The 24,056-nt window shown below is 42.2% G+C and carries 19 protein-coding genes, 1 tRNA gene and 1 pseudogene; 12 read left to right on the forward strand and 9 right to left on the reverse strand.

Features of this window, described 5'->3' with window-relative positions; genetic code table 11:
- Positions 1-33: 33 nt before the first annotated feature.
- Complete coding sequence (locus tag H6G05_RS16515) at positions 34-2,127, forward strand: DNA phosphorothioation-associated putative methyltransferase (RefSeq protein WP_190579451.1); 2,094 nt, start codon at positions 34-36, stop codon at positions 2,125-2,127.
- 122 nt (positions 2,128-2,249) lie between these two features.
- Here the strand turns inward: H6G05_RS16515 and H6G05_RS16520 are convergent, their stop codons facing one another.
- Positions 2,250-3,320, reverse strand: a complete 1,071-nt coding sequence (locus H6G05_RS16520) for an LOG family protein (RefSeq protein ID WP_190579453.1) — start codon at positions 3,318-3,320, stop codon at positions 2,250-2,252.
- A gap of 191 nt (positions 3,321-3,511) precedes the next feature.
- Here H6G05_RS16520 and H6G05_RS16525 point away from each other — a divergent pair, with 191 nt between their 5' ends.
- The 6 genes and pseudogenes from H6G05_RS16525 (at position 3,512) to H6G05_RS16550 (ending at position 7,886) form a co-directional block, all read left to right on the forward strand.
- Positions 3,512-3,811, forward strand: coding sequence for a 2Fe-2S iron-sulfur cluster-binding protein (locus H6G05_RS16525; protein WP_190579455.1), 300 nt, complete (start codon positions 3,512-3,514; stop codon positions 3,809-3,811).
- A 215-nt stretch (positions 3,812-4,026) separates the two neighbouring features.
- Positions 4,027-5,157: a molecular chaperone DnaJ gene (dnaJ, locus tag H6G05_RS16530; RefSeq protein WP_190579457.1), complete on the forward strand. Its 1,131-nt coding sequence runs from the start codon at positions 4,027-4,029 to the stop codon at positions 5,155-5,157.
- Positions 5,158-5,248: 91 nt separating this feature from the next.
- A pseudogene (locus H6G05_RS16535) lies at positions 5,249-5,662 on the forward strand (DnaJ C-terminal domain-containing protein); the annotation flags it as partial.
- A 138-nt stretch (positions 5,663-5,800) separates the two neighbouring features.
- Positions 5,801-6,034 (forward strand): sulfurtransferase TusA family protein, encoded by a 234-nt coding sequence (locus tag H6G05_RS16540; RefSeq protein ID WP_190579461.1) that lies wholly within the window; start codon positions 5,801-5,803, stop codon positions 6,032-6,034.
- Positions 6,035-6,047: 13 nt separating this feature from the next.
- Positions 6,048-7,121 carry a small ribosomal subunit biogenesis GTPase RsgA gene (gene rsgA / locus H6G05_RS16545; protein WP_190579463.1) on the forward strand — a complete coding sequence of 358 codons (1,074 nt, stop codon included), beginning with the start codon at positions 6,048-6,050 and terminating at the stop codon, positions 7,119-7,121.
- Positions 7,122-7,235: 114 nt separating this feature from the next.
- Positions 7,236-7,886: a PsbP-related protein gene (locus H6G05_RS16550; RefSeq protein WP_190579465.1), complete on the forward strand. Its 651-nt coding sequence runs from the start codon at positions 7,236-7,238 to the stop codon at positions 7,884-7,886.
- An 85-nt stretch (positions 7,887-7,971) separates the two neighbouring features.
- Here the strand turns inward: H6G05_RS16550 and H6G05_RS16555 are convergent, their stop codons facing one another.
- The 5 genes from H6G05_RS16555 to H6G05_RS16575 all read right to left on the reverse strand — a co-directional run bounded on the left by H6G05_RS16555 (position 7,972) and on the right by H6G05_RS16575 (position 14,486).
- The gene (locus H6G05_RS16555; RefSeq protein WP_094533058.1) at positions 7,972-8,592 is read right to left on the reverse strand and encodes a cytochrome c oxidase subunit 3; all 621 of its coding nucleotides are present in this window, start codon (positions 8,590-8,592) and stop codon (positions 7,972-7,974) included.
- Positions 8,593-8,665: 73 nt separating this feature from the next.
- Positions 8,666-10,333 carry a cytochrome c oxidase subunit I gene (gene ctaD / locus H6G05_RS16560; RefSeq protein ID WP_190579467.1) on the reverse strand — a complete coding sequence of 556 codons (1,668 nt, stop codon included), beginning with the start codon at positions 10,331-10,333 and terminating at the stop codon, positions 8,666-8,668.
- 77 nt (positions 10,334-10,410) lie between these two features.
- Positions 10,411-11,394 (reverse strand): cytochrome c oxidase subunit II, encoded by a 984-nt coding sequence (locus H6G05_RS16565; protein WP_190579469.1) that lies wholly within the window; start codon positions 11,392-11,394, stop codon positions 10,411-10,413.
- Positions 11,395-11,978: 584 nt separating this feature from the next.
- On the reverse strand, positions 11,979-13,451 hold the full coding sequence (locus H6G05_RS16570; RefSeq protein ID WP_190579471.1) for a DASH family cryptochrome: 1,473 nt from the start codon (positions 13,449-13,451) through the stop codon (positions 11,979-11,981).
- Positions 13,452-13,532: 81 nt separating this feature from the next.
- Positions 13,533-14,486, reverse strand: coding sequence for an ABC transporter permease subunit (locus H6G05_RS16575; RefSeq protein ID WP_190579472.1), 954 nt, complete (start codon positions 14,484-14,486; stop codon positions 13,533-13,535).
- A gap of 160 nt (positions 14,487-14,646) precedes the next feature.
- On the opposite strand from H6G05_RS16575, the gene H6G05_RS16580 reads away from it, so the two are divergent.
- Positions 14,647-15,588 carry a TIGR04168 family protein gene (locus H6G05_RS16580; RefSeq protein ID WP_456356025.1) on the forward strand — a complete coding sequence of 314 codons (942 nt, stop codon included), beginning with the start codon at positions 14,647-14,649 and terminating at the stop codon, positions 15,586-15,588.
- Here the strand turns inward: H6G05_RS16580 and H6G05_RS16585 are convergent.
- On the reverse strand, positions 15,585-16,292 hold the full coding sequence (locus H6G05_RS16585; RefSeq protein ID WP_190579476.1) for a J domain-containing protein: 708 nt from the start codon (positions 16,290-16,292) through the stop codon (positions 15,585-15,587). The genes H6G05_RS16580 and H6G05_RS16585 overlap by 4 nt on opposite strands.
- Positions 16,293-16,550: 258 nt before the next feature.
- Here H6G05_RS16585 and H6G05_RS16590 point away from each other — a divergent pair.
- Positions 16,551-16,623: transfer RNA gene (locus H6G05_RS16590), tRNA-Thr, on the forward strand.
- A gap of 60 nt (positions 16,624-16,683) precedes the next feature.
- Here the strand turns inward: H6G05_RS16590 and H6G05_RS16595 are convergent.
- On the reverse strand, positions 16,684-17,430 hold the full coding sequence (locus H6G05_RS16595) for a glycoside hydrolase family 19 protein (RefSeq protein ID WP_190579478.1): 747 nt from the start codon (positions 17,428-17,430) through the stop codon (positions 16,684-16,686).
- A gap of 644 nt (positions 17,431-18,074) precedes the next feature.
- Between H6G05_RS16595 and H6G05_RS16600 the strand changes: the two genes are divergently transcribed.
- Positions 18,075-18,920: a M28 family peptidase gene (locus H6G05_RS16600; RefSeq protein WP_190579480.1), complete on the forward strand. Its 846-nt coding sequence runs from the start codon at positions 18,075-18,077 to the stop codon at positions 18,918-18,920.
- Between the two features lie 11 nt (positions 18,921-18,931).
- Here the strand turns inward: H6G05_RS16600 and H6G05_RS16605 are convergent, their stop codons facing one another.
- Positions 18,932-20,014 (reverse strand): AI-2E family transporter, encoded by a 1,083-nt coding sequence (locus H6G05_RS16605; protein WP_242025582.1) that lies wholly within the window; start codon positions 20,012-20,014, stop codon positions 18,932-18,934.
- Between the two features lie 300 nt (positions 20,015-20,314).
- On the opposite strand from H6G05_RS16605, the gene H6G05_RS16610 reads away from it, so the two are divergent.
- Together H6G05_RS16610 and H6G05_RS16615 are read left to right on the forward strand one after the other, a co-directional pair.
- Complete coding sequence (locus H6G05_RS16610) at positions 20,315-22,399, forward strand: M3 family metallopeptidase (protein WP_190579482.1); 2,085 nt, start codon at positions 20,315-20,317, stop codon at positions 22,397-22,399.
- Positions 22,400-22,453: 54 nt separating this feature from the next.
- Positions 22,454-24,052 carry a cryptochrome/photolyase family protein gene (locus tag H6G05_RS16615; RefSeq protein ID WP_190579484.1) on the forward strand — a complete coding sequence of 533 codons (1,599 nt, stop codon included), beginning with the start codon at positions 22,454-22,456 and terminating at the stop codon, positions 24,050-24,052.
- The last annotated feature ends 4 nt before the right edge of the window (positions 24,053-24,056 follow it).

The raw sequence follows: 24,056 nt of genomic DNA on the forward strand, positions 1-24,056 counted from the left end.
ATAATCTAAACATTCAATAAAGCTCTTGTCGCAATGATCACAGAGTATAGCCACAACCAACTCATTGCCCTCTGTCAACAAAGCAAAGTTGGCAAAAAGCTACCCACTGCGCTCTATGTTCATATATCAGCGATCGCCTCTTTAGCTCCACAATTACAAGAATGCGATCGCCAAGCCAGATCACTACTTCCCAAAAAAAGCAAATTCACCATTATCAAATTCAACTACGAACAACCCAAGATCTCCTATTTGTTTTATCCAGAATTTGATACTGACCCACATCCCGCATTGCATCAAAGTATTCAAGTTGACCTCCAAACCCAAACCACTCAACAGCGCGATTATCATCAATCTCCCAATCCGCCAATCCTGCATCGCAAAGAAACCTTTGTAACCTCTGACTATCCCCACTATCAATTATTTTCTCAACTAACCAAACAAGAAGAAGCGATCGGGCTATTTCATGAAACACGCACCATCGGCACTCGTAAAGGATGGGAACAAAGGTTAAAGGAATACAATGTTGAACTTAAAGATCATCAAGTAATTTTGCTCCCCTCGTCCTCTAGGAGAGGGGCTGGGCGATGCACTGAGCTTGTCGAAGTGGGTGAGGGAAACATCAAAATCGATCGCCATAAAGCCGCAATTCATCGCCCAGATCTATCTAAACCCATTCGACTTGCCCTAGAAGCAGGACTATTTACAGAAAGCTCAACCTTTTTTGACTATGGCTGTGGTCATGGTGAAGATATCAAAAGAATTAGCGATCGCGGCTTTACTAGCACAGGTTGGGACCCATACTATCGACCAACAGGCGATCGTACCAGCGCCGAAATCGTCAACCTCGGCTATATCATCAACGTCATCGAATCACAGATCGAAAGAAGAGAAGCCCTTATCAAAGCATGGGAATTAACACAAAAAGTATTGATAGTATCAGCACAAGTATTAATTGGTGATGTGGGTAAAGGACAAATCGCTTATAGTGACGGTGTGGTGAGTAGCCGTAACACATTTCAGAAATACTACGAACAAGAAGAACTCAAACTCTATATCGATCAAGTATTAGGCGTAGATTCAGTCCCTGTAGCTCTCGGCATTTATTTTGTGTTTCGCGATGAAATGCAAGCACAAAGCTTTAGAGCATCACGTTTTCGTTCTAGAGCCACCACACCCAGAATCCGACTTGTCTCCAAACGATTTGAAGACTATCGCGAATTACTTACCCCCCTAATGGCTTTCTTTACTGAGCGCGGCAGATTACCCGTCGGCGAAGAATTGCCTAGCTTTGAGCCGTTACTAACAGAATTTGGAACAGTCCGCCGTGCCTTTAACTTGATTGTCAGCACTACTAATCAAAATGAATGGGATGCGATCGCCGATAAGCACCGCCAAGATATTCTGGTATTCCTAGCCCTCAGCAATTTTGATAACCCTTACAAACGACTCAAATTAAGCCAACTTTCAACGCAATACCAAACCGATATCAAATCTCTATTTGGCTCTTATCAAGGTGCAAGTACTACTGCTGACCTGATGTTATTTAATTTAGGTCGTGAAGGTTTCATCGCTACCTGTTGTCGAAACAGCAGAATTGGCAGACTGGATGATCAAGCCCTCTATGTTCACATTTCGGCTTTAGAACATCTTGATACTATGCTCAGACTCTATGAAGGATGTGCCAGTCGTACCATTGGTAGAATGGATGGAGCCACGCTGATCAAATTCCATCTTCATAAACCGAAAATCAGCTATCTTTTTTATCCTGACTTTGATCGAGATCCTCACCCAAAAATGCAAGCCTCAATGCAAATTGACCTTAGAGATTTACAGGTTCGCTATCGTGACTATCACAACTCCGATAATCCCCCCGTACTGCATTGCAAAAATACCTATGTCTTATCCGACTACCCACAGTATGAAAAATTTGCCAAATTAACCAAACAGGAAGAAAGTTGGGGATTGCTAGAAAACATGAAAGATATTTCACATTGGCAAGGCTGGCAACAAAAATTAAAAGAACATTGTGCGGAAATACAAGGGCATCGATTAGTTTGGTTAAAACAAGCTGATTCAGAAGCAATTAAATTACTAAAAGCAAAGTGCAAGGGAAAAAAGATTAAATAAAACTCTAAGCTGTTGCTGGTCTTGTTAGAACAAACCCCCAGAAGACAGTTGCGGCGCAAAGCGCTGCAACTGTCTTCTGGGGGTTTGATTTGTCCGTCTACAGCTATAAAAGCATTTTTAGCCTAACGTTGTTCAGGATGACAAATTAGTGGATTGCCACTATCACAAGTGTCATTAATCGCTGCTATTAACTCATATAAACGTCCAAACCCATGCTGATTAAAGTGCATGGCTAAACGTGGCAAATCAATAATATGTGGCTCATTAGCCTCCTTGGGAAGAGCCGCACTACGTTCTATCTTGCCCCTGATTAAAATATCGCTGAAATTATCATTCAGGCGCTCTAAATGTTCATCAGTAATTTCAACATGCAACCGAATTACAAATAAATCTCCAACCCATCGGCAAGAGTGATAAACACTATAAAACGAAGCAATAAATTGGCAAGCTTCATCAATATCATCAGTGATTTTGTATAAACTTCGGTCTTCTTTCGTGATCAAGCCTCTTTCGAGTAAATTATTCTGGACAAATACATCCCAATCATTCCAATAGTCACCACCCTTTTTATCTATTAATACAATTGGGCGCGGCGTTGTCCGCCCTGTTTGGCAAAGTGTCAAACATTCAAAGAATTCATCCTGCGTGCCAAATCCTCCAGGGAAAAGAGCGATCGCATCGCTTTCTTTTATAAAATACAATTTGCGCGTAAAGAAGTAACGAAATCTGACTAGTCGTGAGGCTTCAGCCAAAAATCCATTACTTGATTGCTCAAAGGGCAAAGTGATATTTAAGCCAAAGGAATTATTACCTGCACCTTCATTACCAGCAGCCATAATGCCACCACCTGCACCAGTAATCACCATAAATCCTTGCTTGGTGATTTTTTGAGAAAACTCAAAAGCCTGACGATATTCAGGCGCATTCACATCAGTACGTGCTGAGCCAAAGATGCTCACTTTTCGATTAAAGCGATGGGGATAAAACATGGCGATCGCTTTTTGCATATCTTGCAAAGAACCCGCCAGAATTTTCCAGTCTAAGCGCTCTGCGTCATTTTGGCTCAGTTGGGTAATCGCCTTTAAGGCACTGTAAATTAGCTCTCCATGATCATTTGAATCAAGGCTATCAACTAGCTTATGTAAATCATGAGAAAGAGCTTTGATATCTGAATTTGAAGGAATTTTAGCCATATAGATTAATATTAAGCCGCACTTGGCATGTAATTACCCCCTCTCTATTTTTGATGGTGTGGCTTTGCCTTGCAATCAAAAATCGATTCTTTAGATTCTTTATTTTACGGCTAAGCCCTAATGTTTATTGTTCGCCTTTTGATAGGATAATAAGTAAGTAATAAAAATTAACAAAAAATTAACACTCAGCTATGGCAAACATTACGTTTGTGAATGAAGGAAAAGAGGCGATCGCGATGGACGGCGCAAACCTTCGCATAAAAGCTCTCGAAAACAACATCGACATCTATAAATTTGTTGCGAAGCTCACTAACTGTAATGGTTATGGACAATGTGCCACCTGTGTCGTTGAGATTGTCGATGGGCTTGAAAACCTATCACCAAAAACTGACTTTGAAGAAAAAAAGCTTAAAAACAAACCCAATAATTACCGTCTCGCTTGTCAAACTTTGGTCAATCAAGGAAATGTAAGTGTAAAGACTAGACCATAGCTTTTGGCTTTTAGCTATTGGCTCTTTCTTAGCTTTTGGGCTGTACACCTAAAACTCAGGAAGGAATTCAATAGCCAATAGCTAATCGCTAGCCGCTATTAGCTAAAGATGTGCGGTAAAACGTACTCCTACTTATGTGTCCGAACCAACGATTAAGTGCTACGTTAAACTAGAATAATTGTCTATGAATCCTTTAGGCGACAGAGAAACCCCCTATGGCGCGTGATTATTACGAAATCCTTGGAGTCGATCGCAATACTGACAAAGAGGAAATCAAACGAGCATATCGACGTTTAGCTCGAAAATATCACCCCGATGTCAACAAAGAAGCGGGGGCAGATGAACGATTTAAAGAAATTAACCGTGCGTATGAGGTTCTCTCAGAGCCAGAAACCCGTGCAAGGTACGATCGCTTTGGCGAAGCTGGCGTATCAAGTGGCGGAGGTGGCTCACCTGATATGGGCGATATGGGCGGATTTGCCGATATCTTTGAGAGCTTCTTTAGTGGCTTTTCTAATACGGGGCAACAACAAACACGCCGCCGTAGTGGTCCCACTCGCGGAGAAGATCTACGTTTCGATTTGAAACTAGAATTTCGTGAAGCAGTTTTTGGTGGAGAGAAGCAAATCAAGATCTCTCACCTAGAAACCTGTGGAACTTGTAGCGGTTCAGGCGCAAAGCCAGGGACACGCCCTCGCACTTGCGGAACTTGTAGCGGTACTGGTCAAGTGCGTCGAGCCACTCGTACCCCCTTTGGCAGTTTTACACAAGTGTCTACCTGTCCAACTTGTAACGGCACTGGTCAAACCATTGAGGACAAGTGTGAAAGCTGTAATGGTCTAGGACTAAATCAAGTTACCAAAAAGCTAAAAATTACGATTCCCGCTGGTGTCGATAGTGGAACCAGACTAAGGGTATCCAGTGAAGGTGATGCGGGACAGCGTGGTGGTCCTTCGGGTGATCTGTATGTTTACTTGTTTGTGCAAGCGGACAATGAGTTTGAGCGTGAAGGCATCAATGTTTTATCAGAGATCAAGATTAGCTATCTACAAGCAATTTTGGGCGACAAAATTGCAATTAATACTGTAGATGGCAAGAAGCCTCTCACGATTCCTGTAGGGACACAACCAGATACGGTCTTGACACTAGAGGGATTGGGTGTGCCTAAGTTGGGCAATCCTGTCGCTCGTGGTGATCATTTAATTAGAATCAAGATCGATATCCCCACTAAAATCGGTAGCGAAGAACGCGAAGTCCTTGAAAAACTTAAGGAAAAGCAGTTTGGTAATGCCGCGAAAGGTGGAATTGGGGACATTTTAGGCGGTATATTTGGCAACCAAAAGTAAGAGTAGCTTTCTAAAGTCCATGCTTTGCATGGACTTTAGAAAGCTAGGACGAAAATACCTGTAGCAGATTAAAGAGGTTGACATGGGTATATTTAATAATATTCTTGAAAGTTTCTTTAGTGGCTTTTCAGGTATAGGTCAACAGCAACAAGACCGCCGCCAAAGTGAATCAACTAAAGGCGAAGATATCAGGCTTGACTTAAAACTGGAATTCCGTGAAGCCGTTTTTGGTTGCGAAAAACAAATCAAAATTGTGCATCTAGAAAATTGCAGCATTTGTAGCGGATCTGGAGCCAAGCCTAGTACTCGACCACGAACCTACATTGAAGAGAAGTGCGAAAACTGTAACGGGTCGGGACTCAATCAAGTTACCAAAGAGATGAAAATCACAATTCCTGCTGGTGTCGATAGTGGCACAAGATTGCGGGTTGCAAACGAAGGGGATGCAGGATTACATGGTATGCCATCAGGCGATCTGTATATATATTTGTTTGTGCAACCTGACAATGACTAGGTAATCGTGGTGAAATAGGTGATATTTTGGGTGGCACATTAGGCAACCAAAAGTAATATTTAGTTTTCTAAAAGCCATGCAAAGGTTTTGAGAAGGGTAAATCGAAAATATCTGTAGTAGAGAAAGAGTATGTGCATTCAGGTTATCAAGTCTATCGATTTACGTGGCGTTCCCTGTCCGCTCAGTTTTGTGCGGGCTAAATTGCACCTTGAAAAGCTAGAGACTGGACAGTTGCTGGAAGTATTGCTGGATGGGGGGGAACCAATTGAGCAAGTTCCTAATAGCCTGATCTCAGACGGTCATCAGGTCAAAGGGATTGAAGAACGCGATCGTTTTTTTGCTTTGACAGTCCAAAAAGCATGATGCAAATTATCCTATGTTGGCTATAACAGGTACAGTTTTGGCTGTACAAGCCAACTACTATCGCGTCATGTTAGATCAAGCTTTCAGTCTAGAGTTGCTTGATGAATCTGGACAGAAATTTAGCCAGCTTGTGTATGAGTTACTCTGCACTCGTCGGGCGCGACTCAAAAAAATTGGACAGCAGATCTGTGTAGGCGATCGCGTCACGGTTGAAGAACCAGATTGGCAAGGGGGGCGGGGAGCGATATCAGAGGTATCGCCGCGCCGTAACTTGCTGGATCGTCCAACTGTGGCGAATGTTGATCGGATCTTATTAGTTTTTGCGTTAGCTGAACCCACTCTCGACCCGCATCAACTAAGTCGCTTTTTAGTCAAAGCCGAAAGTACTCAAGTTGACGTTTTGTTATGTCTAAATAAACGCGATTTAGTAAATGATCAAGTATGGGCGACATGGTGCGATCGCTTAACGTCGTGGGGGTATTCACCGATCGCGATTAGCACCTATACCAAGGAAGGTATTAACGAACTAGCGCAACATTTACAAACTGGTGTAACCGTTGTAGCGGGACAATCAGGTGTTGGCAAATCTAGCCTAATTAACCTATTAATTCCTGATTTACAAGTCCGTGTTGGTGAAGTTTCGCAACGCTTAGGGCATGGAAAACATACGACCCGCCATGTCGAGCTATTTGCATTGCCTGCGGGAGGATATCTTGCGGATACCCCAGGATTTATGCAACCTAATTTGACAGTTACACCTCAAGAATTAACAGATTGTTTTCCTGAAGCCAGACAGAGATTAGCCTCAGGCAACCTTTGTCATTTTAATAACTGTTGGCATCGTCGCGATGAACCTGATTGTGTGGTGCGCGGCGATTGGGAACGCTATGAGCATTACTTGGCATATTTAGAAGAGGCGATCGTTTATCAGCAAAAACTAAAAAATACAGCTAGCGCCGATGCCTCAGTCAAAGTCAAAGACACTAGTGATGGTAAGCAACAACAGGAGCCAAGGTTACTTAAAAAGCGCTATCGCCGAGAGTCTCGGCGCAGTGAGCATCAAAATCTGGACACCGATGATGATTAAATATAAACGAGCTTAGCTCGTCTATATTTAATCATCACGCGATTCCAAGTCACGATATAGTATCTAACGAGCTTCAAGCTTATTGCCCAATCGAAGGTCGTAACTTAATCACACATGAAAAAGTATATTTCCCTTGCTGCTGGTTTAGTCTTATTTGCAGTCAGTGCTTGCACTCCATCTACACCTGTAGCTGAGAAAACGCCTCTCCCAACACCTACAGCTACAGCAACACCTACAGCAACACCCACTGACAAACCTACAACTGCACCAGAAGTTAAAACAGACGATAAGCCTGTAACCACTAATGCTTGGCAAGATTACAAATCATCGACTGGGAAATTTAGTGTGCAACTCCCTAGTAAGCCACAAGAGCAATCTCAAGACCAAAAGACTGACGTGGGAACAATCAAGCTGAATATGGTGATTGCGGAAGCCAATGAGTCAGGATATTTTGTGGGCTATGCCGACTTCCCTAACAAAATTGCTGATCCTGCGGCTATTCAAAAAGGTTTAGCAGATTCTGTCAAAGGTTCGGTTGCTAATCTCAAAGGCGAAATCAAGTCAGAAAAAGAATACTTACTCGGCGATATTCCCTGCCGTGATTTTGAGGCTAGTGGCAAAGTTCAAACCACTGATGTATCGATGAAAGGAAGATTTTGTCTTGCAGACAATCGTCTGTATCAAGTATTTGCTTTAGGAGCTGCTGATAAAATTGCTGCATCCGATGTCGATCGCTTTATTACCTCTTTCAAGATTGAGAAATGAGCTTTGGTATTTTCAGCGCCTGTGGCGCTGAAAATACCAAAGCTTAAAAAAGAGGCGACGCATTGCGTCGCCTCTTTTTTGATGTCTACAGAATATAAAGCAATAAAAATAAGACAATCCAGACAATATCGACAAAGTGCCAATATACAGAGGCAGCTTCGATACCAAAATGACTAGTGTTGCTGTAATGTCCAGTTTTAAGCGATCGCACTAATACTGCGGCAATCAGCGACAAGCCAATAATTACGTGCAAGCCGTGAAAACCTGTCAAGACATAAAAGGTACTAGCAAACAGATTCGTGGTTAGCCCAAACTCTAAATGCTGATATTCATAGATCTGTCCAGCAATGAAGATCGCACCCATGATAAATGTGGCGAGAAACCATAGCTGAGCCGCTTTGACTTTATTTTCTTTAATCGCGTGATCAGCTTGATGAATTACGAAACTACTTGATACCAGAATAATTGTGTTGATCCCAGGTAAGAGAAGTTCAAGTTCGGGTGTACCTTCAGGAGGCCAAGACGTGGCAACTGAGCGGAAAGTCAAATAAGCAGCAAACAAGCCAAAGAAAAGCATTCCTTCAGAAATCAGGAAAACAATCAAGCCAAACACCCTTAGATCTGGATGTTCAGCGTGACCAGCTTCGGCGGTATGAGCATGAATTGCTTCATCTTGTGTTGTAACTGGAGCGATCGATCCTTGCATAGATTAATGTTTGGATAAATGGATAGGATTACAGAAAAGGGGCTTGAAGCCCCTTGTTTAGGAAACTTGGAAATTAGGTTGCAGCTTGAGATGCAGCGATCGCCTCTTTGCGAGCATCTTTATATTCTTCACCGTAGTCATAGGGCCCAGTTGATAAAACAGGCTCACCCACCCAGTTATGGGGGATTGGAGGTGAAGAGGTTGTCCATTCTAGAGTCAATGCATTCCAAGGGTTATCAGGTGCTTGTTCGCCCTTAAACCAACTATAAACAGCATTGATTACAAAAGGAACTGTAGAAATCGCCAGTACAAAAGCACCAATGGTGCAGATCACATTGATTGGCGCAAATTGAGGATCGTACTGAGCTACGCGGCGCGGCATACCTTGCAAACCCAGAATATGCATTGGACCAAAGGTTAAATGCATTCCGATAAAGGTCAGCACAAAATGTACCTTGCCCCAAAACTCATTTAACATCCGACCCGTCATTTTGGGAAACCAGTGATATAGCCCTGCGTAAATACCAAAAACGCTGCCACCGAAAAGAACGTAATGGAAGTGAGCAACTACAAAATAAGTATCGTGAACATGGATGTCAATGGGAGCCGAACCGAGCATCACGCCGCTAAGGCCACCAATTAAGAAGGTGGAGATAAAGCCCATCGCAAATAGCAAAGGACTCTCTAAGCGCAACTTACCACCCCAAAGTGTTGCCACCCAACTAAATACCTTGATGCCTGTTGGCACTGCAACTAGCAATGTAGCCACCATAAAGAAAACACGCAACCAGTCAGGTGTGCCGCTCGTAAACATATGGTGCGCCCAAACAAACAAGCCCAAAGCACAAATCATCATGCTGGAATAGGCGATCGCCTTGTAACCAAAAATCGGTTTGCGGCTATGGGGAGGCAAAACTTCAGAAATGATCCCGAATACAGGCAAAACCATCACATAGACGGCAGGGTGCGAATAGAACCAGAATAAGTGTTGATACACGACGGGATCACCGCCACCCGTAGGGTTAAAAAAGTTTGTGCCAATTAACAAATCGAAACCTAGTAACACCATTGCTCCAGCTAATACAGGTGTTGCCAAAAGAGCAAGTACTGAGGTTGCCATCATCGCCCAACAAAACAGGGGCATGGTAAACAAATCCATACCAGGCATCCGCATCGCCCAGATGGTGACAATGAAATTCACTGCCGCCAAGATTGATGAGGTTCCCACCAACAGAATGCTGCCAATCCAGATCACTTGTCCAACATGCTCATTGGTCAAAATGCTCAAAGGTGGATAGGCTGTCCAACCTGTGGAAGCGGGACCAAAAAAGAAACTGCTCATTAGCAATAATCCCGCAGGAATCGTCAACCAAAAGGCGATCGCATTCAAGCGAGGGAAAGCCATGTCACGCGCCCCAATCATCAAGGGGATGAGGTAGTTACCAAACCCACCAGTTACCGCAGGCACAATCCACAAAAAGATCATGACCGTGCCATGCATTGTGAACAAGCTGTTATAAAAGGCAGGATCGACTAGATCAGAATCGGGTGTTGCTAGTTCTGCACGTACCACAGAGGCAAGCGCCCCACCGACTAAATAAAACACAAAAGATGTAACGAGATATTGAATCCCAATAATCTTGTGATCGACGCTAAAGGTGAAAAATTCCCACCAAAGAGTTTTTTGGGGTTCTAGTCCCGATGCGCCCGAATTTTCGGTTGGGATAAGGGTTTGGGTCATAGGAGAATGTTTGTAAAATAATTGCTGTTTTGGTATTTAACAATCTGGACTTAGCCACATTGACTTAGCCACATTGATTAATGGTTCATCATCATGTGCTGATGTTCGCCGCCGAGTTGAGCAACTTTCCCAGCTAGATATTCTTGTTCAGACAGTTGAGATACTGATGAGCTTGAATTTGTCGCCACGATCGCTTCAGGATCATTACTGGCAATTTCTTGCTGCTCCTTTAACCATGCTTGATAGTCTTCAGGGGTATCAATTACCATCGTGGTACGCATACCACCATGATACGAGCCACATAATTCAGCACAGACTACTGGATATTCGCCAACTACACGCGGCGTGAATTCGAGATAGGTTTCACGACCGGGGATCACATCTTGCTTGATGCGTAATTGAGGAACCCAAAAAGCATGAAGTACATCCACAGCATTCATGTTTAATCGTACTTTTTTGCCAACTGGCACATGGAGTTCAGCCGTTGCGATTTCGTCGGTATAGTTAAAAATCCAAGCGAACTGCATGGCGCTGACATTAATAGCGACAACATCATCGCTACCAGCAGGTAATGTACCTGCCATTAGCACACCATCACTATTGGACGAGGCAAGAGTTGCTTTTGACATCGGCATTCCCCCTCTTTCATGATTAGCATTTGCCACAGTTTGATGCATACCGCCATGAGCCATGCCACCAAGATCTTGCGTACCTTGCATAGCGGTGTATACGTCAAAGCTATAAATGGCTACCCACATCACAATTACGGTGGGTATGGCTGTCCAAACGATTTCAAGGCTTAAGTTTTCATGAATGGCGGGACCATCGGTGTTATCACCCTTACGACGGCGAAACTTGATGATCGAATAGATCAATACGCCCTCAACAATCAGGAAAAACCCGAAGGCGATCGCCAAGATCGTATTAAAAAGCCCGTCATATAAGACTGCTTCGTCACCTGCGGCAACTGGTAGTAAGCCATTATTGCGTGCGTACCAAATGCTAGCTGCAAAAATCAGCCCAATGATTACGACCACTGAAATTAAGTTGTTTTTTTTCATGACTAGGTTGCCCTATCTTGCTGCTCCTATAGAGTGGATCTGGGTCAATTGGAGCTTACTAGCAGCTCGTTTCTAAATCAGGACAGATTGACATACGGTCTATCTTGTCATTTATTTCCAGAATGAGGGGCAATTGTTTGTAATCTTTTAGCAATTTCTTTGGGATCGCTGTGAAAATAGCATCTTTAAATAGCAAAGCAAGTTTTGCTTAGGACATAAAAACCAAGCATCGAGTGGCGGTGCTTCGCACCGCCACTCGATGCTTGGTTTTTGGTTTGTATTAGCTAACTCTTTTTTGCTATATCAGTCTTGCGCGCTTGCGCGATTGCAAAAAAAATATGCCAACGGGTTTGTTTCCCTGCCGAAAAAAACCTTGGTACCTCGCTTGCTTGAAAAGCGCTATAAGGGGCTTACAAAAAAATAAGATACCAATCCAGATTTTCCAGAATCAGTGGGGCGGCAGAGCCGCCCCACTGATTCTGGTTTTATATTTGGTATTTTATTAAGTCGCAAGTCCCTAAGCTCAAAGAAAAAACTTATGAACTCAAAACGGTAGGGCGAAAGAAGTAAGTAATCTATGCGAACTAGAATGTGTTCTTATAAATTTCTTCGTTTACTTTTGCAGAAGCAAACAAATCGACAACAGGATGGGGATAGTCAACACCCAGACGAACGTTAAAACGTTTCTGCTCAATTGGTAAAAGCTTCCAAGGTTGATGCACTTTACTGGTCGGAAGATCTGCAAGCTCTGGTAGCCAATGCTTAACATATTCCCCTAGTGGATCGTAATCCTGCGCTTGCTTATTGATATTAAAGAATCGGAATCCTCTAGCATCATTCCCTATTCCTGCGGTATAGTTCCAATTTCCCCAGTTACTGCAAGGATCGTAATCGATCAGCCGTGATTCAAACCACTCCGCGCCCATTCGCCAATCAATACCGAGATTTTTGGTGAGAAAACTTGCCACATTTTGACGACCACGATTGGACATAAATCCAGTGTCCGCGAGTTCGCGCATATTTGCATCAACTAGAGGGAAGCCTGTGTTTCCTGTTTGCCAGATTTCAAAGCGCTTCCAGTCTTGCTTCCAAGGTATATCCATACCGCGTAACCCTGAGCGATGGAATAACTTGTTACCATGTTTTGCGGCAACGAAGCGGAAATAATCACGCCATAACAACTCAAAGATTAACCAATAAGTCGAGTCATTAGCGAGGCGATCGCTTTCATATTTTTTAACCTGTTCATAGATATATCGTGGACTGAGACAGCCCAAGGCAAGCCAAGGTGAGAATTTGGAAGAGTCATCAGCATGGAGCATTCCATTTCGAGTTTGCTTATAAACTTGGAGGTGATCGCTAGTCCAGAAATAATACTCAAGTCGTTTTAGAGCTTCAGTTTCGCCGCCTTTAAATTGCAACACCGCGCGATCGCATGGTATTGGTTCTTTGAGTCCTAGTGTGTCTAAAGTAGGAATTTTGCCAATATCAACGCTTTCGGGTAAGGGGGGAAGATTTTTTGGCATGGGAAAAGCTTCCCGAATTGTGAGATTAGCTTCAACCTGTTTACGAAAGTTGGTAAAGAGTTCAGGAAGATTAGCTATTTCAAAGGGTAAATCATGTTGATGTAATAACGTACTTCCACAGAAACTTTTAAAATTTACGTTCTGTTTTTTGAAAATAGAACGCAATTGATCTTCTAGATTTTTCTCTTCAGTAGTGACTTCTGCATGGTAGTAAATTGAGTTAATTTCTAATTGCTGTGCTAGTTCAGGCAAAATTTGTGCGGGATTACCGATGCGGACAATTAGATTAGAATTAAGCGATCGCAAATTTTCCCGTAAATTTGTCACACTCTCGATCAGAAATTTGGCGCGAAATGCTCCAGTTTTCTCAAATCCAAAGTAAGTTTTATCAAAGTGAGCATAATCAAAGCAATAGACAGGAAATATCTGTGCGCCCGTCAGTTGAGCTTCTTGATCCGCTCGATATAAAGTTTCGCAATCATGCGATCGCAAGTCATTGCGGAACCAAACTAAAATATTTTGACTATTCATATCAATATTCTATTTATTTTTATGTAGAGGCAATTCATGAATTGCCTCTACATAAAAATAAAAGGTTGAGCATTTATTAGATTAGCGTTCAACAATTTGGAACTGGCGATTTAGTAAGTTCATACTTGCGGAAATTGTCAGACTCATTGCTAGATATACACCCATGATAATCAAAATTACATTTACAGGTCTTCCTGTCTGATTAATTGTGGTTGAAGCAATGCGATAAATATCGGTATAGCCGATCGCGATCGCTAGACTAGAGTTTTTAGCGATATTCACATATTGACTAGTCAGTGACGGAATGATGACACGTAATGCTTGGGGTAACACGATTTTTCGCATCGTTTGGAAATTAGTTAATCCCAGCGCTTTAGCTGCTTCTGTTTGTCCTTTAGGAACTGAGAGAATCCCCCCACGGACAATTTCAGCGATGAAGGCACTGGAAAACATGGTCAATCCTAAGACTAGAGCACAAAACTCAGAACTCAAGGTCATTTTTAAAGCGGTGATTGTGATGCCATCTTTGGCAAGAGTGGCGAATCCTAGGGAGATGCGATCGCTAGCGGATGGAAGTGTTAAAAAGATTGCCGAATACCAGAAAAATAGTTGTAACAGTAAGGGCGTATTGCGGAGGACTTCTACGTAAATACGAGCCAGTTGCTTGAGCAGCCAGTTACTTGATAGCCGTGATACGCCAACTGTGACACCAACGACAGTTGCCGAAATGATGCTAACGGCGATCGCCTTTAGAGAGTTCAGTAATCCAACTTGTAGAGCTTTTGTATAGCTATCTGAAGCCTTATAGGGAAAAGGGGAGTCGGCAATATCAAAGGAAGCAGGATCGCTGAGAAAGTCAAAACTAATTGCTAGCCCAGAATTTCGCATATTTCTAGCTAGGGTATTCCATGCCAAAATACTGCAAGTAATTACGATCGCTAAAAAAATCAACTGAGCGATCGTGCGCCAATTCCAGAAATTTCTTTTGAAATTAGTTTGTAAACTTGTGACAAAGCTCCCATTACTTGCGGACATGGCTCACAGCACTCCCAATCTGGATTAAATTTAAGTTTAGTATAGTCGGCGCATAACTTATACCAAAACACAAAATGGCTACGCCATTTTGTGTTTTTAAAACCCTTACTGGGTTTGTTCTTTTATTGGCTTGCTATACTACTAATCTACCCCTAAGTATCTGCCAATCATGCCCAAGTCATCGGTCAAAATAGCTGTAGTTGGAGATATTCATGATTTATGGCAGCCCGTTGAAGACCGCTTAGCTCTTCAGGCTTTAGGTGTCGATCTAGTTCTATTTGTTGGTGATATTGGCAATGAGTCAGTGGAAGTTGTAAGGGCGATCGCGAATCTTGATATGCCGAAAGCTGTGATTTTGGGCAATCATGATGCTTGGTACAGTGCCACTGACAATCAAAAAAAGCTCAATAAAAAGAAATGTCCTTACGATCGCACTAAAGAAGATCGCGTGCAGCAGCAATTAGATATTTTAGGTAAGCTCCATGTTGGTTATAGTTGGCTAGACTTTCCTGAATTAAATCTTTCAGTAGTTGGTGCGCGTCCCTTTAGTTGGGGAAGTTCTAGATGGAAGAAAGCAGCATTTTATAGCGATCGCTTTGGTGTTAAAAGTTTTGAAGAATCAACACAACGGATTGTTGAATCTGTTGCCAACACTGCCCATGACAATATAGTTTTTCTGGGACATAATGGACCTTTCGGATTGGGAAGCGAAGAATATTCTATTTGTGGCAAAGATTGGAAAGCTGGTGGTGGAGACTATGGCGATCCAGATTTTACCGAAGCAATTTCTAAATCCTATCAAATGCTCAAAACAGTTTCTCTAGTTACTTTTGGGCATATGCATCACAATTTACGGCTTAATTCTAAACGTACTCGTGAAGTGCTAGTAACTAACGAAAAGGGAACAGTTTTTCTTAACGCAGCCTGTACACCCAGAATTGTCCAAAGCAATAACGAAGAGTACCGTAACTTTTCCATCGTCACATTAGAATCTGGCAAGATCGCCCAAATATCTCTTGTATGGCTCAATTCGCATTGCCACGTAGTTAAAGAGAACATTCTGTTGCAACGCACCATACAAACAGTTTCAAGTCAAGTTTAAACTGTTTGCAAGTTTTCCATTGCCATTTGAGCGCAATAACGCATTTCGTCAGCCCTGCGCCATAGTTCTTGTCCTGTGTGCAAATGATGATCGTCAAAATTTAGAGTGAAGTAATTTAATTCTTCAATTCCATCACTGATCGCATTGAGACAGTGATACAGATAGCTAGCAATTCCTGCGGCGGAAGCAGGATTTGGGAAAGCTCGAAAGAAAATCTGTGCCTTGGCATAGGAGCCACGACATTCATCAATATAGTCCTCAAAATCTTCCATCAAACCATCATCGTAGGGATCAGCCGCGAGATCGTCGATCTGCTCGTCTAGACTATCCAAAATTACTTCGAGCATCTCGGTAATCGGCTCGTACACTTGCTTAAACCAGCGATCAAGCTTCTGATCTTCGTTGAGGTGGGTTTCCCGCTTGGATGGCGATCGCTTTACTCCTTGAGATGCACCATTAGGTGAGTGTTTAATGCCAAGACTGCGATCGTAATAGGCGCGAGATTGGGGATTACTAAGGACTTCGTAAGCCAGATTGATTGAGGCGATATCATCATGATTATCGAGATGATGGTTGCAATCGGGATGATATTCCTTGACCAGACCACGATAGGCACTTTTGACCTCAGCAGGAGCAGCATTATAGCTAATTCTCAGGGTTTTATAATGATTTACTTGTTGAGTGCGATCGCTTGTCCTAGCCATGTCCTTGTGATTAATCTACGTTTGCGGTGATATTTTTATGTTTTTCATGCCGAATATTTAAGAATTTCGATGTTGTCGAAATATTATTTCTGAGCAGAGCAAAACTTTTCCTACTAAGCATTTTGTAGGGATATTCTGAGAACGTCAACCACTTGACAGCTAAAGTCATCATCTGCTTAGGACATAAACCAACAGACTTTTACAATAAATGTTGCTAAAGCGATCGCACGTCTGTTATTGTATCAAAGGATTAAATTTGCTGGTGTAGCTCAGTTGGTAGAGCAACTGATTTGTAATCAGTAGGTCACGAGTTCGAGTCTCGTCCCCAGCTTAACTTTGAATAAAAAAGCACTGCATTGCAGTGCTTTTTTATTCAAAATTTAGACATGAATTAGGCAAAGATGCCACAAGCTTTGTCGTAATATTGTTGGCGATCCTCTAGACCGTTATAGCCACCATTCACCCGCAAAGTTACCTCTTTGACAGTAGCCCCGCGATCGCACAAAGCATTCATCTTATTATTGTCCCACCAAAAACCAGCACTAGTAAATGGATACTTCGATGCAACATAGGCAACTCCATCCATCACTTTAGGATCACCGATCGCCTTACTAAACGCTTGGTAATTAGCGCGTCCCGTAAGCTGAATCACCCCAGCACCTTTGTACTTAGGTCCATCTCCTGGATTTACGTTGCCCAAATCTGCTCGACCTTCATAGTCTGCACCACTAGCAATTTCCTGTGTATATCGCAAACCACCCGACTCATGGGCAATTTGACTAAGAAAATGTCGTAATCTAGGTGCAGTAGTAATATTGTACCGAACAAGACAAGAATTTAAATCTTGCAGTTGGACATCACTAATTTGCCTACCAAAGAAGGCATCAGCTTGCTTTTTACTAACAATTTGGGGAACATCAGGCTCTAAACCATCCCAGTGCGGTGGAAACACAAAAAAAGTTCCACTGCCAGCCGCCAATATAACTTTTAGATGTCCATTTTCAGCAGGCTCAAACTTATCAAATCCATAGGTTTTACCCACTGCTACATCAATAGTCTCGTTAGGTTTTGTGAGTTGCGCCGAGTCTACTGGACGTATTTTCAGTTTAGTTGCAACCTTAGCCTTCATTATTCCCATATCATGATTACCACAATGACTAATACAATAATTATCAACTTCTGGTGTTGTTTTTGTAAATGCAAAAATGTTTCCCAATTATGATTTTCTAAATCCTTAAAAAAATATTTCTCCAATGTTTTTGTACTAATATCTTTTGAGACAATCTTCCTTATAAGCTCAGGCACTGAAACTTCTTGAGACCTCCATTGACGAGACATCCTGTTTAGACTTTATGTATAGCTATAGCTACTTGTATCAGGACAAATCAAAACCCAAATAGTATGAGACGGCGTTTTGCGCCGCCTCATACTATTTGGATTTTATGTTCTCAAAAGAATAGCGACAGTTATAGTACAAAAAATTTTTAAAAATATAGCAAAGCAAGTTTTGCTTAGGACATAAAACCCAATAATCGAGTGGCGGTGCGAACTGCCACCACCCAATTCTTGGGTTTTGGTTTGTACTAGCTAACTCTTTTTTTGCTATATTTCAAAGCAACATTTTTAAAAATTTCTTAGGTTTTGGAAAAGTGCAAAGCACTGTACAGTTTACTGATGTTTTAAGTAATACAGAAATATTTTTGAAAGCGGAGCTTCGCGCCGCTTTCAAAAATATTTCTAAATTCTAAGTCAGCACAAAGCGCTGTAAGTTATTCGTGATAAATGATGGAACCACTACAACTTCGATTAACTCAACATCTGGAAAGATTAGTTATAGAACGTAATCCTTACTATGCATCGGCTGGACATTTATTTGCTCGTGAATATATCCGATCGCATTTTGCAAGATTCGGTGAAGTTCTCATCCATGAGTTTGAAGTCAATGGCAATATTCATCAGAACTTAATTTTGCAGATTGAGTCTAACTCTGCTAAAAAGCGATCGCCTTTGATTATTGGCGCACATTACGATACGGTAGCAGGCTGTGTGGGTGCTGATGATAATGGCTCAGGTGTTGCGGTACTTCTTGAAATCGCTGAATATTTCTCAGCAAATCCTGTTAAGTATCCCATTCAATTAATTGCCTTCGACATGGAGGAATATGGACTATTAGGTAGTGCAGCCTATGCAGATAAGCTCAAGCATGAAAACCAAAAAATACGCCTGATGATTTCCTTGGAGATGTTGGGCTATTGCGATCGCACTCCCAATTCACAGCATTATCCCGCAGGATTAGACAAGTTCTATCCCAACACAGGAGACTTTATTGGACTTATTGGTAGCATTCCCACAATTCCCGATCTGATCCATTTACAGTATCACATGAAATCTGTGGTTTCCTGTGAATGGCTTCCCGCAGGTTGGCGGGGCTTAGCAATACCCGATACTCGCCGCAGCGATCATGCTCCTTTTTGGGATGCTGGCTACAAAGCCTTGATGGTTACCGATACTGCGAATATGCGAAATCCGCATTATCACAAAAGTAGCGATCAACTAGAAACACTCGACTTAGAATTTCTCACTCAAGTTTGTCGAGGATTAATCACAGGGGTTGCTAACTTGTCTTAAAAGCTTGATATTTAACTAGATTTTTTTTTAGTTACTTCTCCGCGCATTTCATCAACATCAAGGATACTTATGATCACGCCTGTGATGGGGATGGATAGAAAAACCCCAATCAATCCAGCCACTCGCGCCCCCACCAAAAGTGCCAAGAACATAATTACAGGATTTATGTTGATCGAGCCTTTCATAATTCGCGGCATGAGTAAGTTCTCTTCTATTTGCTCCAAAATAATGCAAGCCGCTAAAACCTTCAAACTAAGGAAAATTCCTTGAGGCAAAATAATTAAACAAATCAAACTAATTCCAATCGTTGTTCCAATTCCAGGAATGAGGTCAAATGCACCAACAACAGATGCTAAAACTAATGGATAGGGACTGTTTAGTACGATCAATACCACAAAAGCAGAGATTCCAAAGAAACCCGACAACAGCAGTCTCCCCCAAAAGAAACCGAGAAAATTCTTTTGAATTGATTTTGTTAGATCGTAGCGTAAATGTGATGGAAATAGTCTCATAATTAGATGCCATAATCTCTTGCCATCCAACAACATAAAAAAGCTGATCACTCCAACCAAAATTATATCTAGTAGGTTAAATAGCACATTTTGTAATGTGGTTAAGCCTTTACCAATAGCACTGAGAGCCTGATCGCGAAGTTGTCCTTCAAAAGCACTGAAATCAACTTTAATATTTTGATTATCCATAAATGATTGGATTATTTGCAACTGGGCGATCATCGCTTCTAAAAGTTTGGGAGCCTGTGCAATTAGTTGCTGTGCTTGAGCAATGACTGCTAATCCTAATGTAGCCGTTAAACCACCAATAACGAGTAAAGCAAGTAAGAATACAAGTAATACCGCTATCGATCGCGGCATAAACCTCGATATAAATTTGACTGGATAGTTCAATAAAAATGCAAGAATGGCAGCAAAAATAAAGATGATTAGAACTGTTGCAAAATATGCCAATACCTGTGCGATCACCCAAGCAAGAGCGAATAGTAACAAGTAACGAACTAGTTGGGCATTATTGATGTGTTTCCACATCTGATTGTTGTTGCTTTTGGGATCTTCCATTACAGCCTTAAGTAGTTCCATCGTTTATTACAGCGCTTTGCGCTCAAACCCGAACCAACAGATTTTTTGAAAGTGCTTCGCGCTTAAACACAAACCAAAAAACTTTTGGTTTGTGTTTAAGCGCGAAGCACTGTAAGTCTGTAACTAACCCTAAGTATATGTACACAATTACAGTACTTTGCACAAACCAAACCAGACCCACACATGAGTCGATAACCTTTAACCTAGTCGCCTAATCAGTTTTCCTCTAATGCGGTTAGCGATCGCGATATAATCAAAGATAGCTAATTTACAAATCTTAAAGATTAACCAAAATTATTTATGAGTGATGTTATTAATCCGCTCTTGATTGGCAAAGGTTTACCGCCATTTCCAGACATTACTTCTGAACATGTAATTCCTGCGATCACCCAATTGCTTGAAGAAACTAGCGCAGGATTGACTGAACTAGAAGCAAACCTCCAGCCCACATGGTCAGGGCTAGTCGAACCTCTAGAGCGTTTGACTGAGCGCATTGGTTGGGGCTGGGGTGCGATCGAGCATTTATTGAGTGTAAAAAATAGTGCAGCCTTGCGTGAAGCTCACAAAGTCGTGCAGCCTAAGGTTATCGAATTTTTTAACCGCTTTAGTCAGAGCCAGCCAGTCTATAAGGCTTATAAGGCAATTTACGGATCATCGGAGTGGGACAGTCTCGAACCTGCTCAAAAACGTATCGTTGAAGCTGCCATCCGTGATGCAGAGCTATCGGGCGTTGGTTTGGAAGGTGAAGCCAAAGAGAAGTTTAATGCGATCCAAATGGAACTTGCTGAACTCTCCACTAACTTCTCTAATCATGTGCTTGATGCTACCAAAGAATTTAGTATGACGCTGAACAAACCCGAAGAGATTGAAGGTTTGCCTCCTAGTCTATTAGCTCAAGCAGCTCAAGCTTCGCGTCTAGATGGCGATGATAAAGCCACACCCGAAGATGGACCTTGGTGTATCACCCTCGACTACCCCAGTTATGTGCCATTTATGCAACATAGCCGTCGTCGTGATTTGCGAGAAAAACTCTATCGCGCCTTTGTTAGTCGCGCCGCAAGTGGTGAGTTTGACAATTCTCCATTAATCGATCGCATTCTCGAATTGCGTAAACAAAAGGCAAATTTACTTGGCTACTCTACCTATGCGGAACTCAGTCTTGCTCGGAAGATGGCTCCTAATGTTGAAGCAGTTGAGAAATTGCTAGAAGAACTGCGTCAATCTAGCTACAATGCAGCGACTGAGGAGTTTGCTGAATTAAAGGAATTTGCTAAGTCTCAAGGCGAAACAGAGGAACTGAAGCATTGGGATACGGCTTACTGGTCAGAACGTCAGCGTGAAATCAAGTTTAACTTCACCGTTGAAGAATTACGCCCTTACTTCCCATTACCTCAAGTTCTTGAAGGTCTGTTTGCACTAGTTAAACGTTTGTTTGGCGTGACGGTAGTACCTGCGGATGGGAAAGCACCAATCTGGCATGAAAGTGTACGCTTTTTTGAGATTCAGAATGAGAGTAATGAAGCGATCGCTTATTTTTATCTCGATCCCTATAGTCGTCCTGCGGAAAAGCGTGGTGGTGCATGGATGAATGATTGCATCGGACGTGCCAAGGTGACCGAAAATGGTAAGACGATTACCCGTTTACCCGTTGCCTATCTGATTTGTAATCAATCGCCCCCCGTTGATGGTAAGCCTAGCTTGATGACCTTTGGTGAAGTGGAAACTCTCTTCCATGAGTTTGGACATGGCTTGCAGCATATGTTGACCAAGGTTGACTATTCAGGAGCATCAGGTATTAATAACGTCGAATGGGATGCAGTGGAATTGCCCAGTCAATTCATGGAAAACTGGTGCTACGATCGCGCTACTTTGTTTGGCATGGCGAAACACTATGAAACAGGCGAAACCCTTCCCGAAAGCTACTTCCAAAAGTTGATTGACTCCAAAAACTACATGAGCGGTTCAGGAATGCTCCGTCAGTTGCATTTCAGCCTTGTCGATATCGAGTTACACCATCGCTATGAAGTCGGCGGCTCGGAAACGCCAATGCAATTGCGATCGCGCCTTGCGGAAACCACAATGGTAATTCCACCCTTGCCAGAAGATAATTTCCTATGTTCGTTTGGTCATATCTTTGCGGGAGGCTATGCCGCAGGTTATTACAGCTACAAGTGGGCGGAAGTCCTCAGTGCTGATGCCTTTGCTGCTTTTGAGGAAGCAGGATTGGAAAACGAAGAGGCGATCGCTTCAACGGGTAGACTCTATCGCGATACAGTTCTTGCCCTCGGTGGCAGCAAGCATCCGATGGAAGTATTCAAAACCTTCCGAGGACGTGAACCTAGCACTGCACCACTACTCCGTCATAGCGGTTTAGCAAAGGTCTAATCTATAATAAAGGCGTTGCAATGCAACGCCTTTATTGTATGTAAATCGATATTTATGCTAGAAACTGCCCGTGAATTTCTCTCGCAAATAGAAAACGATCCGATTTCAGAAAAGATAGAACAGCAATTAAGAAATAGCGATCGCGCCCTGTTTATCCTTCATGATCAACTAAATCTGGATGTATTTCCCAAAGAATTACTCGCACAAAAGCCATTATTAATCTTTGTAGAATCCCTAAAATATGCCACATTTATTCCTCACCATAAGCAAAAATTAGTTTATATCCTCAGTTCTCAGAGACACTTTGCGATCGCCTGTCATCAACAGGGCTTTCCCGTACTAAATTTATTTACCGAAGGATTTCATGCTGAGGCGATCGCTGATTTTTTGGCGCAATATCCTCAGCTTAAGCTTACCTATATGCAGCCATCAGAGTGGGATACGCGATCGCAGATGTTGGCGTTAAATGATCAATTTAGCGATCGCATCGAAATACTTCCCAATAGCTTTTTTATTGCGGATGCTGAAAAATTTAAGCCAAAAATCAAAAAAGGATATCGCTTAGAAACTTTCTATCGAGAACTTCGTAAGCAAACTGGTTACTTGATGGCAGATGGTAAACCCGTTGGCGGTAATTGGAACTATGACAAAGAGAATCGTAAAGCTTTACCGAAAAATGTAGTGATTCCCATGGTTCCTGAAGTCGAACCTGATGCAATTACTCAGGAAGTAATTGAGTTAGTCAACAACTATTTACCTGATAACTTTGGAAGACTAGACCAATTTGGCTATGCTGTAACCCGCGATCGCGCCCTAGAACTAGCGAAAGTATTCATCAAAACTCGCTTAGCGAATTTTGGAGCTTATGAAGATGCCATCAAAGTTGGCGCACCCTTTTTATTTCATTCTGTGTTATCGATCTATCTCAACAATGGCTTGTTATTACCGCAGGAACTCTGCAAAATGGCGATCGTAGCCTATGAACAAAACATCGCCCCTCTCAAGTCTGTTGAGGGTTTTATCCGCCAAATTTTAGGATGGCGCGAATATATTCGTGTGTATTACGAAGCGCAAATGCCCCAAGTGCGAGAGAGTAATTATTTTGAATTTTTTAATAATTTACCGCAACTTTATTGGGATGCTAATACCGATTTACTCTGCCTAAAAGATGCTATTACTCATGTTCTAAATTATGGCTATTCACATCATATTCAGAGACTGATGGTCTTAAGTAACTTTAGCAATCTAACCAACACTGATCCACGCCAGCTAAATCACTGGTTCTGGCTTGCCTATGTCGATGCCTACGAATGGGTTGAGCTTCCCAATGTTCTAGGCATGTCTACGTTCGCTGATGGTGGTGTACTTGCCTCCAAGCCCTATGTATCAGGGGGGAATTACATTAACAAAATGAGTAATTGCTGCTCCCAATGCACCTATGATGTGAAGCAAAAAACAGGTAGTTCTGCTTGTCCCTTCAATTATCTATATTGGAATTTTGTCGATCAGCATCGTCATAGCTTCATTGAAAATGGCAGGGTGTCACTAATGATTCATGCCTATGAGAACAAGCCTGATGAGGAAAAAATAGCTATTAGAGACTTATCAACTCATTTCATAGAGAACCTCAAACGTAGCTACAGCTATATATAACAAC

Origin of the sequence: Phormidium tenue FACHB-1050 (assembly GCF_014696925.1) — a bacterium.
GTDB lineage: Bacteria > Cyanobacteriota > Cyanobacteriia > Pseudanabaenales > Pseudanabaenaceae > Pseudanabaena.